Origin of the sequence: Agarivorans sp. Toyoura001 (genome assembly GCF_005405585.1) — a bacterium.
Classification (GTDB): Bacteria; Pseudomonadota; Gammaproteobacteria; order Enterobacterales; family Celerinatantimonadaceae; genus Agarivorans.
Window position 1 is genome coordinate 26,396 of sequence record NZ_BJEQ01000027.1, and the last position, 15,421, is coordinate 41,816.

The 15,421-nt window shown below is 44.4% G+C and carries 15 protein-coding genes; 7 read left to right on the forward strand and 8 right to left on the reverse strand.

The genetic code is table 11. From position 1 onward, the window contains the following. Positions 1-151 precede the first annotated feature (151 nt). Complete coding sequence (locus FFR00_RS20535) at positions 152-619, forward strand: hypothetical protein (RefSeq protein ID WP_137675292.1); 468 nt, start codon at positions 152-154, stop codon at positions 617-619. A gap of 59 nt (positions 620-678) precedes the next feature. Here the strand turns inward: FFR00_RS20535 and FFR00_RS20540 are convergent, their stop codons facing one another. Then, positions 679-1,308, reverse strand: a complete 630-nt coding sequence (locus FFR00_RS20540; RefSeq protein WP_137675293.1) for an MBL fold metallo-hydrolase — start codon at positions 1,306-1,308, stop codon at positions 679-681. Positions 1,309-1,443: 135 nt separating this feature from the next. On the opposite strand from FFR00_RS20540, the gene FFR00_RS20545 reads away from it, so the two are divergent. Further along, positions 1,444-1,860 (forward strand): CBS domain-containing protein, encoded by a 417-nt coding sequence (locus tag FFR00_RS20545; RefSeq protein WP_373681421.1) that lies wholly within the window; start codon positions 1,444-1,446, stop codon positions 1,858-1,860. Further along, positions 1,860-3,287, forward strand: coding sequence for a cobyric acid synthase (locus FFR00_RS20550; RefSeq protein ID WP_235836273.1), 1,428 nt, complete (start codon positions 1,860-1,862; stop codon positions 3,285-3,287). The genes FFR00_RS20545 and FFR00_RS20550 overlap by 1 nt, the downstream gene beginning before the upstream one ends. 13 nt (positions 3,288-3,300) lie before the next feature. On the opposite strand, the gene FFR00_RS20555 is transcribed toward FFR00_RS20550, so the two are convergent. Further along, positions 3,301-4,263, reverse strand: a complete 963-nt coding sequence (locus FFR00_RS20555) for a TAXI family TRAP transporter solute-binding subunit (protein WP_137675294.1) — start codon at positions 4,261-4,263, stop codon at positions 3,301-3,303. A 295-nt stretch (positions 4,264-4,558) separates the two neighbouring features. Between FFR00_RS20555 and FFR00_RS20560 the strand changes: the two genes are divergently transcribed. Beyond that, positions 4,559-5,326 carry a copper homeostasis protein CutC gene (locus tag FFR00_RS20560; protein ID WP_161985219.1) on the forward strand — a complete coding sequence of 256 codons (768 nt, stop codon included), beginning with the start codon at positions 4,559-4,561 and terminating at the stop codon, positions 5,324-5,326. Between the two features lie 77 nt (positions 5,327-5,403). Further along, on the forward strand, positions 5,404-7,170 hold the full coding sequence (locus FFR00_RS20565) for a glycerophosphodiester phosphodiesterase family protein (RefSeq protein WP_137675296.1): 1,767 nt from the start codon (positions 5,404-5,406) through the stop codon (positions 7,168-7,170). A 29-nt stretch (positions 7,171-7,199) separates the two neighbouring features. Here the strand turns inward: FFR00_RS20565 and FFR00_RS20570 are convergent, their stop codons facing one another. Genes FFR00_RS20570 through FFR00_RS20595 form a run of 6 tightly spaced genes read right to left on the reverse strand, consistent with a single transcriptional unit; the run spans position 7,200 to position 11,547 of the window. Then, positions 7,200-7,484, reverse strand: a complete 285-nt coding sequence (locus FFR00_RS20570; RefSeq protein ID WP_137675297.1) for a TfoX/Sxy family DNA transformation protein — start codon at positions 7,482-7,484, stop codon at positions 7,200-7,202. Continuing rightward, positions 7,477-8,454 (reverse strand): biotin-dependent carboxyltransferase family protein, encoded by a 978-nt coding sequence (locus tag FFR00_RS20575; RefSeq protein WP_137675298.1) that lies wholly within the window; start codon positions 8,452-8,454, stop codon positions 7,477-7,479. The genes FFR00_RS20570 and FFR00_RS20575 overlap by 8 nt, the downstream gene beginning before the upstream one ends. After that, positions 8,451-9,110, reverse strand: a complete 660-nt coding sequence (locus FFR00_RS20580; protein WP_137675299.1) for an allophanate hydrolase subunit 1 — start codon at positions 9,108-9,110, stop codon at positions 8,451-8,453. The genes FFR00_RS20575 and FFR00_RS20580 overlap by 4 nt, the downstream gene beginning before the upstream one ends. Positions 9,111-9,116: 6 nt before the next feature. Further along, positions 9,117-9,863, reverse strand: coding sequence for a 5-oxoprolinase subunit PxpA (locus FFR00_RS20585; RefSeq protein WP_137675300.1), 747 nt, complete (start codon positions 9,861-9,863; stop codon positions 9,117-9,119). 8 nt (positions 9,864-9,871) lie between these two features. Beyond that, positions 9,872-10,774, reverse strand: coding sequence for a LysR family transcriptional regulator (locus FFR00_RS20590; RefSeq protein WP_137675301.1), 903 nt, complete (start codon positions 10,772-10,774; stop codon positions 9,872-9,874). A gap of 11 nt (positions 10,775-10,785) precedes the next feature. Next, on the reverse strand, positions 10,786-11,547 hold the full coding sequence (locus FFR00_RS20595) for a YciK family oxidoreductase (protein ID WP_137675302.1): 762 nt from the start codon (positions 11,545-11,547) through the stop codon (positions 10,786-10,788). 147 nt (positions 11,548-11,694) lie between these two features. On the opposite strand from FFR00_RS20595, the gene FFR00_RS20600 reads away from it, so the two are divergent. Continuing rightward, the gene (locus FFR00_RS20600) at positions 11,695-14,151 is read left to right on the forward strand and encodes a VolA/Pla-1 family phospholipase (RefSeq protein ID WP_137675303.1); all 2,457 of its coding nucleotides are present in this window, start codon (positions 11,695-11,697) and stop codon (positions 14,149-14,151) included. Between the two features lie 108 nt (positions 14,152-14,259). Next, positions 14,260-15,285, forward strand: a complete 1,026-nt coding sequence (sohB, locus tag FFR00_RS20605; RefSeq protein WP_137675304.1) for a protease SohB — start codon at positions 14,260-14,262, stop codon at positions 15,283-15,285. Positions 15,286-15,421 lie beyond the last annotated feature (136 nt).

The window sequence follows — 15,421 nt, forward strand, 5'->3', positions numbered from 1 at the left end:
GCTCTGTTCAAGCTCAGCCGTTTTGCTACCTAGCGGCTAAGCTTTTTTGAAAGCGAAGGCTTGGTAGTCGGGTCACATGCTTGGCGCTTAAACAGGCGTAAGCAATTTGATCAACTACGCTTAAACAAAAGCTTAAAACAGGGAGTTTGCTTTGAAAAAACATATACCGTTGGTGCTTGCCATTTATGTGGCTTTTGTATTTTTACAATCGTTAGTATTTAAATTTGCAGGTTGGTTTGGTAGCCCAGCAGATATCACCGTTTACATTTTTCAAACGGTAGGGCAATGGATGCGGGAAGGATTAGGCTTAACGCTAATTGGCGACTTGTTTGGCCAATACGGTGAAACCGTGATTGGTTTAGCTGAGCTGATTGCTAGCATTCTCATTTTGCGTAAGGCAACTCGCCTTTATGGTGCCTTGCTGGGTTTAGGTATTATGTCGGGCGCGATTTTCTTCCATATTTTCACACCTTTAGGTTTATTTCCGTATACTGACCTAAGTTGTTTGCAAGCAGGTTGTCCGAGGGAGTATCCATTATTCTTTATGGCGGTGGGGGTTTGGTTAAGTTGTGCTTATCTGATTTATCGTGATAAACACAAGCTAATTGGCCCAGTCTAATGGTATAGATAATAAAAAAGCACCTTTTGAAGTATTGAATCAAAGGTGCTTTTTTGTGTTTAGCGGGTATGGCCGTTATGTTGTTTCTCATGACCTATGGTAGACATGGGGCCATGACCTGGTAGTAACTGATACTCGTCATCTAGTGTGTAAAGCTGAGTTTTAATGGCGTTAATGAGAGTAGGGTGATCGCCTTTTGGAAAATCTGTTCTACCAATTGAGCCGTTAAAAAGTACATCGCCTACTATCGCTAGTTTATTGTCGTGATCAACAAATACCACATGGCCAGGAGTGTGTCCTGGGCAATGGCGTACTTCCAATTTTAACTCGCCCACTTCAATCACTTCGCCATGTTCTAGCCATTGGTCTGGAGTAAAATTAGCCACTTCAGGAAAACCAAACATTTGGCACTGCATGGCCATTTTGCTTATCCAAAAGTCATCTTCTATATGTGGGCCGATCAACGGCACTTGGTAACGTTGTTGAATAAGGCTGCTAGCACCAACATGATCAAGGTGACCATGCGTTAGCAAGATTTTAGTTACGGTTACGCCTGCCTTATCAACCGCAGCTTGAATGAGCTGGGGATCGCCACCTGGATCAACGATGGCTGCTTGCATGGTTGCTTCACACCAAATGAGGCTACAATTTTGCTGAAAAGGAGTTACCGGAATAATTTGATAGGCCATGATTTCTTACTCTAATTAGTTACCGCCCTAGTGTACGTATGTGCATGAATTTTTCTATAGTTGTCATTAACTAAACAGCGAAAAAGCCATTGTTGTGTTTATAATGGTTGAAACATCAGCGGATTGGAGAATCACTTGATAATCAAAGATATTATGCAAACCAGAGTTGTCACTGTGGGAATGGATCAACGCCTATTCGACATAAAAGACATTTTTGATAACGTGAGCTTTCATCATTTGGTGGTACTTGATGACGAAGATTTAGTGGTAGGGGTGCTCACCGAATCTGATTTGCTGGCTGCGCTAAGTCCTTATTTAGGTAAAGCCGCAGAAAATCAGCGAGATGTACAAACGTTAACCCAGCGGGTACATCATGTTATGACCAGAGAGCCGTTGTGCAGCACACCGACTACCGGCGTTAGAGATGCCGGGCAGTTGCTGGTGGATAAAAGTATTAGCTGTTTACCGGTGATAGATGAGGCGAATAAATTACTCGGCTTGGTCACTTGGCGCGACGTACTGTCGGTATTACTGGTAGATAATACTCACTAATGAAACCACAGTTCTCAACAACCGATCCCATCATGTTTATGGGTTGCACCAGTGATGCGGGTAAATCCTTAGTGTGCGCCTTAATGTGTCGTTTTTTAGCCAATCGAGGCCTTGATGTCGCGCCCTATAAAGCGCAGAACATGAGTAATAATGCTGCGGTAACCCAAGAAGGCGGCGAGATAGGCAGAGCGCAATATCTTCAAGCGATTGCCGCCAAACAAACACCCACTATCGATATGAACCCTGTGCTGCTTAAACCGCATAGTGAAAAGGGCGCGCAGGTAGTGGTGAACGGTAAGGTGAGCCATGAGCTGCTGGCTAAAGACTGGCACCAACGTAAAGCGGTGCTTTGGCCGGCCGTTACAGCCAGTTTGCAGCGTTTGCAGAGTAAACACCCTTTATTGGTGATTGAAGGTGCAGGCAGCCCAGCCGAAGTTAACCTGCGTAAAAGTGACATTGTGAATATGGAAGTAGCATTGCATACCAATGCTTCAGTATATTTAATTGCAGATATTGACCGAGGTGGCGCTTACGCTCATTTACTGGGTACTTGGATGTGTTTAAGTGAAGCGGAGCAACAAAGGGTTAAGGGTTTTGTGCTTAATAAGTTTCGTGGTGAGCAAGCCTTGTTACACGATGCAAATGTGTGGTTAGAGGAAAAAACCGGTATCCCTATTGTTGCGGTCATCCCTTGGACTGCGCATCAACTTCCTGAAGAAGATAATTTCTTCCATCGCAGTACTTGGCAAGCCGGCAGCATAAACGTTGCGCTGATTGTTTATCCTTATGCCAGTAATCTTGACGAGTTTGATCCTCTCATTTACCAACAAGGTGTGAACGTAGTTCCAATGCGTGACAGCCAAGATCTTAGCCAATTTGATGCGATTATATTGCCTGGTTCGAAACATGTTGCGGCAAGTCGGGCTCACTTAGCCAAGAGTGGCTTGGATAATGAGATTATTAAAGCGGCTTCTGCTGGAGTGTTAATCACCGGGGTTTGTGGAGGATTGCAAATTTTAGGTGAGCAAAATCTTGATCCTAATTCGGTAGAAGGAGAGAGCTTTAAGGGTCTGTCTTTACTGCCAATTATTACCGAATACTCAGATCAAAAAACGACTCGTCAACGGCGGCTGAGTTGGCAACATAGTGAGCTGAATTGTTACGAAATTCATCACGGTAAAACAGTGTGCATTGAGCCCTTAGCTAGCTTTGTCGAAGCTGATACAGGCTGGCAACTTAACAATATTCAAGGTTCTTACTTGCATGATTTGTTCACTAACAAAACGTTTAGGCAAGCTTGGCTTGAGCACTTAGGTTGGCAAGGGGAGTGTGCAGATTGGCACCAAGTTATAGGGAAGGAACTTGACCGAATGTGTGACTCTCTAGATTTACCGCTAAGTCAGCTAGCCAAACACGCGGGTTTTTAAACCCGCCTGCACCTTACTTAATCCAACCTTGTTCACGATAGTAACGCTTGGCACCGTCATGCAGGGGAGCGGTTAAGTTGGTATTGATCATATCTTCTACTTGCAGATCGGCTAGCGCTGGATGCAGTGAACGCATGGTGTTTAAGTTTTCAAAAATTGCCGCAACAAAGTTATAAACCGTTTGTTCAGAAAGCTGCTTGTCGGCCACTAAGGTGGCACTTACCCCTATAGATGAAACATCATCAGGGTTACCGTGGTAGGTGCCGCCTTTGATAGTCACTGGCGAAAAGTAATCATACTTATCTGCTAGGGCCATAATGGTCTTTTTAGACAAGCTAATAAGGTTGGACTCACACATTGTTGTGGCGCGGGTAATAGAGGTATTAGGGTGCCCAACCACATAGATAATTGCGTCTACTTTTTTACTACATAGGGCACGGCTTTGCTCGTCGGGTTTTAAATTACTTAACTTAGAGAAATCCGAGGCTTGCCAATTGAGTTCTTCCATCACCAGTTGCATGGTTGAATACTGGCCTGAACCCTCTGGTCCAAGGTTTAGCGAATGTCCTTTAAGCTGTTCTATTTGCCCTATTTTCATGTCTGCATGCACTAAGATAGTTAAGGCTTCAGCATAGAGGGAAAGAAGAGATCGCATTTCTTTATAAGCGCCTTGTTCAGCAAACTCGCCGCTACCTTGGTAGGCTTGCCAGTGCACGTCTGATTGAACAATAGCTAAATCAATATCACCACTTTGCAGTGCTTCCACGTTGTCGCTAGAACCGCCTGAACTCTCTGCAGTACAACTTAATTTTCGGTGCTCGTTGCTCTGCTCTAGCAAGCGACAAAGGGCGTTGCCAGTGGGGTAATAAACGCCGCTAACATTACCAGTACCTACAAATAAATACTCATTAGCTAAGGTGTAATTAGCATTGATGCTTAATGCCACCGTTAATAAATAAAGTGGAAATCGTTTCATGGTTTCACCTAAAAGTGTCTTCTTTCCCTAGAATAACCCGTTTAATATACACAGATATTTAGCAAAACGCTTGTTTGAACGACTAAGTTGTGAACTCAAAATCAACACTATGGGTCGCTTGGTTTAAAGCATTAAAGCTTAACGATTCTCTATAGTTAGGCAAAGTTTCATGGTTTATTGCTATAAAAATCGAGGGTTCTCGATGAAAAAGCTAATTATGTATCGCTTACGAAGGTGAAGCTAGAGCATAATTCGTTATAATAAAAACACTTAACCCGTGAACGTCGGCCAAAACTTGTCTAAATCTGATTCTAATTCTCCTGTTCTTGAAATTTGCTGCTACAGCATTAGTGATGTAAAAAACGCTATTAGTGGTGGCGCTACACGGGTAGAGTTTTGCGCAGGCCAAGCAGAAGGCGGCACGACTCCTAGTTATGGCGCATTGTTATTGGTGAAAGATTATTTAAGCCAAATCGACATTACTGTAATGATTAGGCCACGCGGCGGCGACTTTTGTTATAGCGATGACGAAGTTGCTCAAATGGTTGCCGATATAACGATGGTTAAAGATTTAGGCTTTAATGGCGTGGTTTTTGGTGCACTAAATACTGACGCTTCGGTGGACGAACTTGCATGCCAACAATTGGTTAAAGCAGCCAAGGGGCTTAGTACTACCTTTCATCGAGCCTTCGATTGTGTGGCTGAGCCTAAAAAGGCAGCAACACAAATAGAAGCATTAAATATTACACGTGTGCTTAGTTCTGGTCAGAAGAACAACATTGAAGATGGACTCATCTTGTTACTCGACATGCAACAGTGTTTTCCAACCATTGAATGGTTGGCTGCTGGTGGATTGCGAGAACACAATATACTCGGTCTGTTAAATAGTGGACTCAGGCATTTTCATAGCGCTGCATCAACAGCATTACCTTCTCAGTTCGACAAGCGATATGCCTTAGCCATGGCTGCAGCAAAAGATTTGGATAAAGAGTTAAGTCGATTGCAGGTTTCGCAACAACAAGTACAACAAATGGCCACTATATTGGGGCTAAATACCCAGTGATTCTCCCCAACGCATTACATCGTATTCGACACTTTATATATTATTTAGCCGGCTCGCTTAAAAGCCGCGGCATCGCAATGTTTGGCGCTTATCTGCTGGTGCAGGCATGTTGGTTGGCAGTAGTCGCACCCGTGTCGATTGTGGTGAGCGAATCTTTAATGTCTTGGTATGGTTTACAAGGCGTTGCTAATCAGCAGTTACTGGCCTTTTTTCTTTCGCCCAGTGGATACCTGTTTGCTATTTGGCTCGTTGCCATGGCATTGTTCAACTTTTTCTTACAGCAGGGGGTGATTACTTTACTGCTGGCTCAGCATGAAGTTAATCGGCGTTCTGTATCACAAGCCGTTCGTTTATTGCTAAATCGCTCTTGGTTAATTGCCCGTTTAGCCTTTCTGCAATCCGCTTTGTTAATCAGTATTTCTTGTACCATTTTGTTTATTGGCCGTTGGTTGTTTGGCCTAATGCTGGCCGACTGGGACATAAACTATTACCTCGATCAACAGCGTAATCAATTATGGATTTTTGTTACTGCCGTAAGCGTAGGTGGGATCCCATTAGCGCTATGGCTTGGCGCAAAGTGGCTCAATTGGTGGTTTGCGCTTCCATACTGCATGCTGCAAAAAAAGCCGCTTAGCAACCAACTAAGAGATTCAACCAAATTAAGCCACCATCAACGCAGACTTATCTTGGCGCTTAATGCCGGTTGGTTTGCGCTGCGTGCATTGGTGTTTGTTTCAGTTATCAGTGGCTTTATTTGGTTGCTACGATTTAGTTTAAGTTGGTGGCAGCCTGAAGAGGTCACCAGTTTATGGCTATTTCTATTTAGCTTTGCTGTGCTTGCTGGTGGTTCGGTACTGAGCTTTCTTGATACTTGGCTATATGCCAGCATTCAGTTTTATATGTTCAAAGTATTGGTGAAACGTAATCGTTCTGGGCTAAAACTGGCTCATCAGCGAGTACTAAGAGAAAGCCGCCGTTTGCATCTAGGTTTACGAATGATGTTTTTGGCGGTGTTGGTGCTTGGAGCCAACGAAATAAGTGATGAAATTAATCGCTTTAGTCAGCGCTTCTCTGCACCCAACTCTTTTGTGGTGATGGGCCACCGAGCAGGTGGCTGGTTAGCGCTAGAGAACAGTTTAGAAGGCTTACAAAAATCGATAAACCTTGGGCTAGAAGTCACAGAAATAGATGTACAGTTAACCGCTGATGGCAAAATTGCTGTGGTGCATGATAGAGATTTACGACGCTTAACTGCCGATAGCGCGGTAGTGCATTTAAGTCGCTTTGAACAAGTTCAACAAGCCTTTGTTAATGCAGGTTTTAGTACGCCTCAAGCTTTGCCAGTTTGGTTAGCTAAAAGTGCAGACAAGATAACCTTGAATATAGAACTCAAACGCTATAACGATTCTTTGGCTTTGGTTCCTGCCTTGCTGGACGCGCTCAAAGATTATCTGCACCCGGTCATCATAAGTAGTTTAGATGGTGAACTGCTAGAAACCTTAAAGCTTCAAATGAGTGGTACTCCGCAGGCAAAAAACATTAGCACTGCCTTTATTGCTGCTGCTAGTTTTGGTGAAACCGATGTACAGCAAAACGTAGATATGTTGATTGTTAACCAACAATGGGTAAATGCTTGGCGCTTATTAAGTGCTCAGCAGCGAGGCCAACAAGTGCACGTGTGGACGGTAAATAGCGCAGCCGACGTGGAGAGGCTTTATTATCTGAGGGTGGATGGCATAGTGACGGATTCACCGATTATTGCATTAGAAACTATCGAGCGACTAAATCAGCTGAGTGAAATGGACCATATCGTAAATAGCTTACGTCATTGGCTGAGTTTGTAGTATTTAGCCTAGCAACTCAAAAATATCGTCTATTTAGGTGCAAGACCCATATCGTCGAGTTTTAGTAGAATTTCGGTTTTTCTTTGTTGTTTGATGATTTGCCAATGAAGATCTTCTCGGGCGCCAATAATTGCGTATATCGAATTTAACCCGGTACCTTTAACCGTTTGTTTAAGTTTGGCATAAAGCTCAAAAGGGTCACTTGCCATAAATTGTTCGACGGAGTGAATATCCACTTTGGCCAATATCTCTTCGCTTTTAGGACCAAAACCTTTTAAATCTCTAAGTTGTGTAGCTTGTTTAGTTTTAGGCATTTCTTGTTACGCCCAGTGGTATTGAAAAGAACTGCTGAAATGCTAACCAACGTTGTCGCTGTGCTTGCCAAGAGCTTATGTAAAACTGCACTGCTTGCTGAGGGCGGCGTTGATTTAGTGCATATAGGTCAAGGCGGGCTATACAGCCGAGTTTGGGGTAACCGCCAATGGTTTGTTTATCTACCGACAATACAATGGGCAGCCCATTGGGAGGAACCTGCACCGCACCCAAAGCAATGGCCTCAGATTCTCCACTGGGAGGAATATCTACTAATGGATCACCGATCAATCGCAGGCCCATTCGGTCACTTAATTCGCTAAGCGTATAGGTTTGATGGCGTAAGGTATCAATGTCTTTTTGGGTAAACTGCTGAAACTGATAACTTGGAATAAGCGCTAGTTTTAGTGTTTGTTGGTAATCAGGCAGAAAGCGGTTCGGCACCTGTTGCTGTGAGAGTGCAGGGTGTTGGCATGACGTTATGTATTCAAGCTTATCTCCAGCCGCCAGCAAGCGACCATTAAACGCTCCCAATTTTTGTTTTATTGAACTGCTCACGCTGCCTAGTTCTGGCCTTACGCTAAATCCCCCTGATATCGTCAAATAACTGCGCAAACCACTACGCGCGGGCGCTAGGCTTAGCCTATCGCCTGCGTTTACCTTTATAGTTTGCCAAGTGGCTAAGTTTATTGAGGTACTAGTGTTAGCAGACGTGACTGTGATTGGCATCTTGGCACCACAAACGGCGATTGTGCAACTGTGACTAAATTGGAACTGGGCGCCTCCAATGGTAACTTCTAATGCTGCACAGTTTACTGAATTGCCTAATAAACGGTTTGCCCAATAGTAAGCGTGTAAATCTGCCGGCCCGCCAGGGCTGACTCCTATGTCTTGATAACCAAAACGGCCCTGGTCGACGACCAATGTATGCGGACCACTTCTGATTATATTCATGGCGGCTGGAGAGCTCATCGGTTCTCCTTGAAAGCAATAAACTCTTGATAAGTGATGGCAACAAAGCGTACTTCGTCACCGACCTTAAAAGGGCACATTGGTTCAGACAGTTTATTAAATAGCTGCATAGGGCTTTGGCCAATAATATGCCAACCGCCAGGGCTGCTAGCGGGGTAGACCGCAGTCATGTCTTCAGCAATGGCTAGGCTGCCTGCCGCAACCTTTGAAGCGGGTACGGCTTTTCTCGGAAGTTGTAACTGAGCAGGTAAACCCTTCAAATAAGCAAAACCGGGCATAAATCCAATGGCTTTAACCTGGTACCTTGCCTGCTGATGTAGATCTTTTACTTGGTCAGCACTTAGCTTACTTAATTGGCAAACTTCAGCTAAATCTGGCGCTAACTTTGATTCGTAACATACAGGGATGTTGATAACATTTGCCGAGCCGCTGACGACTTCACTGGGGTTAAACTGAATTACCACTGATAGTAAAGCATCGATATCGGCAGTGTACTCTAAAACGATCAGTAAGCTGTCTGCAGCCACAATGATATCTAGAATGCCGCGAAGCTGCTGTTTGAGTATTTGAGAAAGCGCGGGCAGGGATGAGCAATCTTTTGAGTTTTTACAGCTAACTAAAATGCTGTCTTCATTTACATAATCAATACAGTACATATCAGGCTAGCTGCTTCGATTAGCTTGAATGATGTGCTGCTTTATTTGTTTGATGGTATCAAGCGCGGCTTGATTATCACCATGAACACACAAAGTGTCAGCATGTACGGCTAATTCACTACCGTCTGCACAGATCACTTTGTGATTGCTTAGGATAGTAGTGACTTGATTAATCAAATCGGATTGTACAGTGATTACCGCGCCAGCTTCGCTGCGAGCTTGCAGCTGACCATTGGCCAAATAGCGGCGATCACAAAAGGCTTCTTTGATTAACTCGATGCGATAGCTTTCGGCAATTTTCTCTATAAATCCAGCAGACTGGGTAGCGTGAACCATTAGCTTAATATTGCCGTTTAATGAGGCGACAGCTTTAACCACCGATTCAAAAATACTGGGCTCTTTATGCATGTCGTTGTAAAGCGCGCCATGCGGTTTTACGTAATGCAGGCTGAGTTTATGGTAGTGGCATAAGGCTTGTAAGCTGCCTACTTGCGCTAGCACTAGGTGAGTTAGTTGATCGGGCTGGTAGGGAATTGAACGCCGACCAAAACCGCCAATATCAGCGTAACTTGGGTGCGCGCCTACGCTTACATTGTGTTGTTTAGCTAGGGCTAAGGTATTACTCATTACGTCGGGATCTGAAGCGTGTCCACCGCAGGCGATATTCGCCATATCAATATGAGGCATTACTTGCTCATCAATGCCCATTTTCCATACGCCAAAGCTTTCGCCCATATCGCAATTTAATAACATGTCAGTCCTTAGCGAGCAGCCTTACAGTGTTGTAACAATAGCTTAGAGAAATATTGACCCGCAGGGCCGAGTTGTTCGGGTCGAGGAATCACCAAGTAGGTGTTTAGCGTTTTAGATGCCCCTCCTTGAATATTTAACTCAACCAAGCTGTCGTCTTCAAAAAATGGTTTTGCTACATGCTCTGGTAACCAGGCAAAACCTAAACCTTGATTGAGTACCTCCAGCACTTGATTAAAGCCGCTAAATGTCCAACGCTGCTCAGCACGCAGCCAGCCACGATCAGGCTGAGGGTTTTTCCCAGTATCACGCACAACCAGCTGTACATGTTGCAATACTTCGTCGATAGACACTGGTTGGGGCATTTTAGCTAATGGGTGGCTGCGATGAATTACAGGCACTAAAGTAACGGCACTAAGTCGCTCGCCCAATACGCCTTTAGGCAACAATCCGGTAATCACCAAATCGGTTTTGCCATCGGTAATTGCTTCATCGGCGCCAGTAATTACCGTATCAATGACTTCTACACGGGTTCCACGGCTTTCGGGCAAGAATGCTTTAAGTGCCTTAATAATAGGAGCACGGGGTTGGATAATTTCACAGGCCAGGCTCAATTGTGGTTCCCAGCCTTGTTCTAAACTTGCTGCGAGTAGTTCGAGCTCTTGAATATTTTGGCTGAGTAACTTACTTCGGCGAAGCATTACTTCGCCCATTGGCGTGAGATAAGCTTTACGGCCTTTTACTTCGAGCAATTGAATGCCAAGTAAGTTTTGCAGTTTGCTTACCGCATGGTTAAGCGAAGATTGGCTCTTGTTTAACTGACTGGCAGCTTGAGCATACCCCCCGTAATCCACCACTGCTTGAAAAATACGCCATTGTTCTAATGTGCTTTTTGCTCGAAAGGGTATGCTCATAGGTTGTTGTTCTATTTCGCTTGAGCGTCAATGCTTTGCCCGGTCACGCCAGCACTTGCATCGCTCATCAAGTACACATAGTTAGGCATGATATCTAAAGGCGTTTTCAACGTTTTTGGATCTTCACCGGGGTAGGCCGTAGCGCGCATTAGAGTGCGAGTTGCCCCAGGATTAATACAGTTACTGCGCAGGCCAGTTTTATCAAATTCATCAGCAATCACTTGAGACATGCCTTCAATGGCAAACTTAGATACCGAGTACCCACCCCAATAGGCGCGGCCTTTTTTACCAACGCTAGAAGAGGTAAACAGCAATGAGGCATTATCGCTTTTAAGCATCAGTGGTACTAAGGCTTGGCTAAGTAGAAATTGAGATTTCACATTTACCTGCATCAGTTGATCCCAAAGATCTTCGTCAATTTGCACATATTGGCTAAGCACGCCTAAATGCGCGGCATTTAATAATGCGCCATCTAAGCGGCCAAATTGATTGTCGATTGTGGCAACCATATCAAGGTAGTTCTGTTGACTGGCGCCTTTTAAATCAAGCGGAATGATTGCGGGCTGCGGTGCGCCTAACGCTTCTATCTCATCATATACAGCTTCTAATTTTTTAACTGTTCGGCCAAGGAGGATCACGGTGGCACCTAATTCAGCGAAGCTTAACGCCGCCTGACGGCCAATTCCGTCGCCTGCACCGGTAACCAAAATTACTTTATCTTTAAGTTCATCTGCGCTGGCTTGAAAGTGTTGAGGAGAGATTTCCGTGCTCATTATTTGTTCCTGTAGATGTGCGTTAGCCCACAAATATTTGTTTAATATTTAAACATCTGTTTAACGCCTGGTTAGACCTGTTGCAATAATGTAAACAAATGTTTAAGGTTTCTTTGAAAAACATACAATAAAAAGGAATTTGCTAATATGCGTTTGTCCCGAATAGCTACAGCTGTCACTTTATTTACTTCTGTTACTCTTGCAGGTTGTGGTAGTAGCAACTCGCCTTTTGATTTCAGTAATGATATCACGCCAAATGAGCCAAACTCAGTAAAAATTCGTTTCAATCCGCTGATTGGTGATGTTTCTACACCAAATAATTTGCTGTTTAATGGCAGCCAAGACGGGACCGTTAATCTACCTAGTGAAGCTGCTATTGTGGCTACGCAAGAGTATCAATCTATTACCAACGTACTTGGCGCCCTAGATGGCTGGCAGACCAGCGTACCGTTTAGTATTCCTCTTGGTTATGGTGACGAAGAAGGCGAATATAATGCAGAAATTGATACTACCTTAGATGAAAGCACCTTTGCTGCAGGCGTTTTGCTTTACAAAGTGAGAGCCTCTGGTTTTGTTGATACCTGTGCCGATGTGACCGAAAACGGCGGTAGTTTTTCAGCCGGCCAAACTTGTAGGGTTGATGAACAGTTGGTTTATGGCGAAGACTACGTTGCTACCTTTAGCGACGGCAACATAGTTGTTACGCCGCTTAAACCTTTCACCACAGCAACATCTTATATGGTTGCGATTACAGAATCGCTGTTAGATAGCAACGGTCGCCCGGTAGAAGCGGGCAGTGGTTATCAATTACTAAGCACTGCAGCTATTGCTGAAGACGATGCAACCACTCAGCAATTAAAAGGTTTAACTGGCTTCAACAATGGTCTGTTAGCTGCTGAAGGGGTAACAGAAGCTGTTAGTTACGCAGCGGTGTTTACTACGCAATCAGTAGGAAGTGTACTTAGCGCATTGCAACAAGTATACGGAGGTATGGCACTGAGCGGGCTACTGCCTTTAGGTGCATTGGTTGATACTGGCAGCACTGCAGAAGATGTAGCAAATACCGTGTTAGGCGCTAGCCAGCCGAGTTTTGCTGCTGCTAAGTACTTCAAATCAACCTTATCGGTTCCTTATTATTTGTCTGACTTAGATAATCCAGACATTACGGGGGCTGATATGAATAAATGGGCGCAAGCTAGAACGGACAGCCCGGTTGCCATTCTTCAGTTGTTACAAACTAATGCGGACTTTGCCGACCAAGCTAGCGCCACTAGTTTTTGGGCACAAGCTGGTGCTAAAGGTTTTGACACAGCGACTTTTGGTGGTCTATTGACTGGCGGCGATACTGCAACTGCCGGAACCCTGTTAGCTCAAGCCGATTTAGCGGGTTTAACCTACGTTGAAGACGGCGAAACCAAAGCCGTAGATGCACATCGCCATTTAACTGCTTATAACCCGATTCCAGAAACACGCAGTACTGCTTTACTCAACCTAGATATTTACCTTCCTGACGAAACCTTAACTGGACAAACTATGCCAGCGGATGGTTGGCCAGTTGTGGTATTCCAACATGGGATTGGCTCGTTAAAAGAAACTGCCGCAGGCATAGCCGCAAGTTATGCTGCTCAAGGGTATGCGGTGTTAGCAATGGATTTACCTTATCACGGCACCCGTGGCATTGATTTAACAGGCGATGGAAATGCAGATTTAAGTGCTAATGCTGATGCGCAAGTATTTGCAAATCTAGGTAGCTTTTTAAGCATTCGAGAAAACTTGCGCCAATCTAGTGCTGATTTATTAGCCCTGCGAGCTGCACTTCAAGCAGCTACGGCTCCGGCAGAATTAGATGGTAGCAAGGTTCACTTTGTTGGCCAGTCATTAGGTTCTATTGTTGGAGTTGGCGCTGCCGCATTAGCTGGTGAAGTCATCGTTAGTGGCTTTCCCATAGATTACTCCTTACAAAGTGCTTCGTTTAGCGTGCCAGGTGGTGGTTTAGCGGGCATTTTCCAAAATTCGCCTAGCTTTGCCCCCTTAGTTGAAGCAAACCTTAAAGCAAACCCTGGTTACTTAGGTTTAGTGGCTGCCGGTTTAGGGTTTGAAGATAACGACTCAGCTACGGCATTGGAGCAGTTTGCGGTTTATCAAGCCACCTATCCAGAAGCAGCGCAGCTAGTTATTGACTCCAATTATGCGGCTTTTGCTCAAGTATTTGGTGCTTTGGGTCAAACCGTTGTAGATGGAGCTGACCCGCTAAACTATGCGCAAGCAGGCTTTTCTATGCCAGTATTGGTGCATGAGGTAGTAGGTGATGGTAGCGAAGGAAGTGGTGACCAAGTGATACCAAACTCGCTGGCAACGTTACCGCTAGTGGGAACCGAGCCGCTAATTGCTGCCATGGGATTAGAGGGCGCAGCAGTTACGTCTGCAGGTAGTTATGCGATTCGCTTTGGCCAAGGCTCTCACAGTTCGTTGATTTCACCGACGGTGAGTTTAGCAACAACCGTTGAAATGCAAAGCCAGTTTGTGGGCTATGCAGTAAGTGCTGATGCTGGAAACGCGACGGTAGTGGTGAATGACAGCTCGGTTATTAGCACCGCTCAATAAGTAAAAAATAATCAATCTAAGGCCTGCATCGCGCAGGCCTTTTTTGTTGCTTGGTTAGTCTTTCAAGCTGTGGTACTAATAACAGCTTGAATTTAAGAGGGCAGAAGTTTGGATTTTTTGATCGAGTTTGGATTGTTTTTTGCGAAGGCTTTAACCATTGTTATCGCCATTATTGCTGTGGTGGTTGTGGTTATCGCAGTATCTTCAAAAACTAAGCACAAGAGTGGCGAATTAGAGGTCACTGATCTTAGTGAGCGACAAGATGAGATAGAAGACAAGCTGAATCATAACCTCATGAGTAAAGAACAGCTTAAGCAATATAAGAAGCAGCAGAAGCAGCAACAAAAAGAAGACAAGAAAAAAGGCGAAGAACAAAACAAACCACGGTTATTTGTTATCGACTTTAAAGGCAGTATTGACGCTAAAGAAGTCGCGAGTTTGCGCGAAGAAGTTACCGCAGTACTTGTTGCAGCTAAAGAACAAGACGAAGTTTTAGTTCGTTTAGAGAGTGGCGGCGGTATGGTTCATGGATATGGATTAGCTGCATCGCAACTTAAACGTATTAAAGCGAAAGGTATTAAGTTGACTATTGCGGTTGATAAGGTTGCCGCAAGCGGTGGTTATATGATGGCCTGCATTGCAGACAAAATTATTGCTGCACCTTTTGCTATTGTTGGGTCTATCGGTGTGATAGCGCAACTACCAAACTTTAATAAAGTGCTGAAAAAACACGACATAGAGTTTGAGCAGGTAACCGCTGGCGAATTTAAACGTACATTGACCATGTTTGGTGAGAATACTGAAGAAGCACGTAAGAAGTTTAAAACCGAACTAGAAGAGACCCATGTGCTATTCAAAGAGTTTGTGCAAGAGTTTCGCCCGCAATTGGATATTACTAAAGTAGCCACTGGCGAGCATTGGTATGGCACGCAAGCTTTTGGTTTAGAGTTGGTAGACGAAGTCAGTACTAGTGATGATTACTTAATGGAACAGTTTAGCGATAAACAAGTTATTCAGTTTAAATATCACACTAAGAAAAAGCTCGCTGAAAAACTCAGCCAAGCCGCTAGTGTTGGGGTTGAACGTGGCGTAATGAAATTAGTTCAATCACAGTCTTGGAACTGGACTAAATAGCGTTTAGTTTTGACCCGTCCTAAAATAGGTTGACGGTTTTTAGGCCAGCTCCAGTAGCTGGCCTTTTCTATTATGCACCTGATTGGGCGTTTCCATATTTAAACTCAGGTGCGGTCTCATCGTGTTGTATATCGCT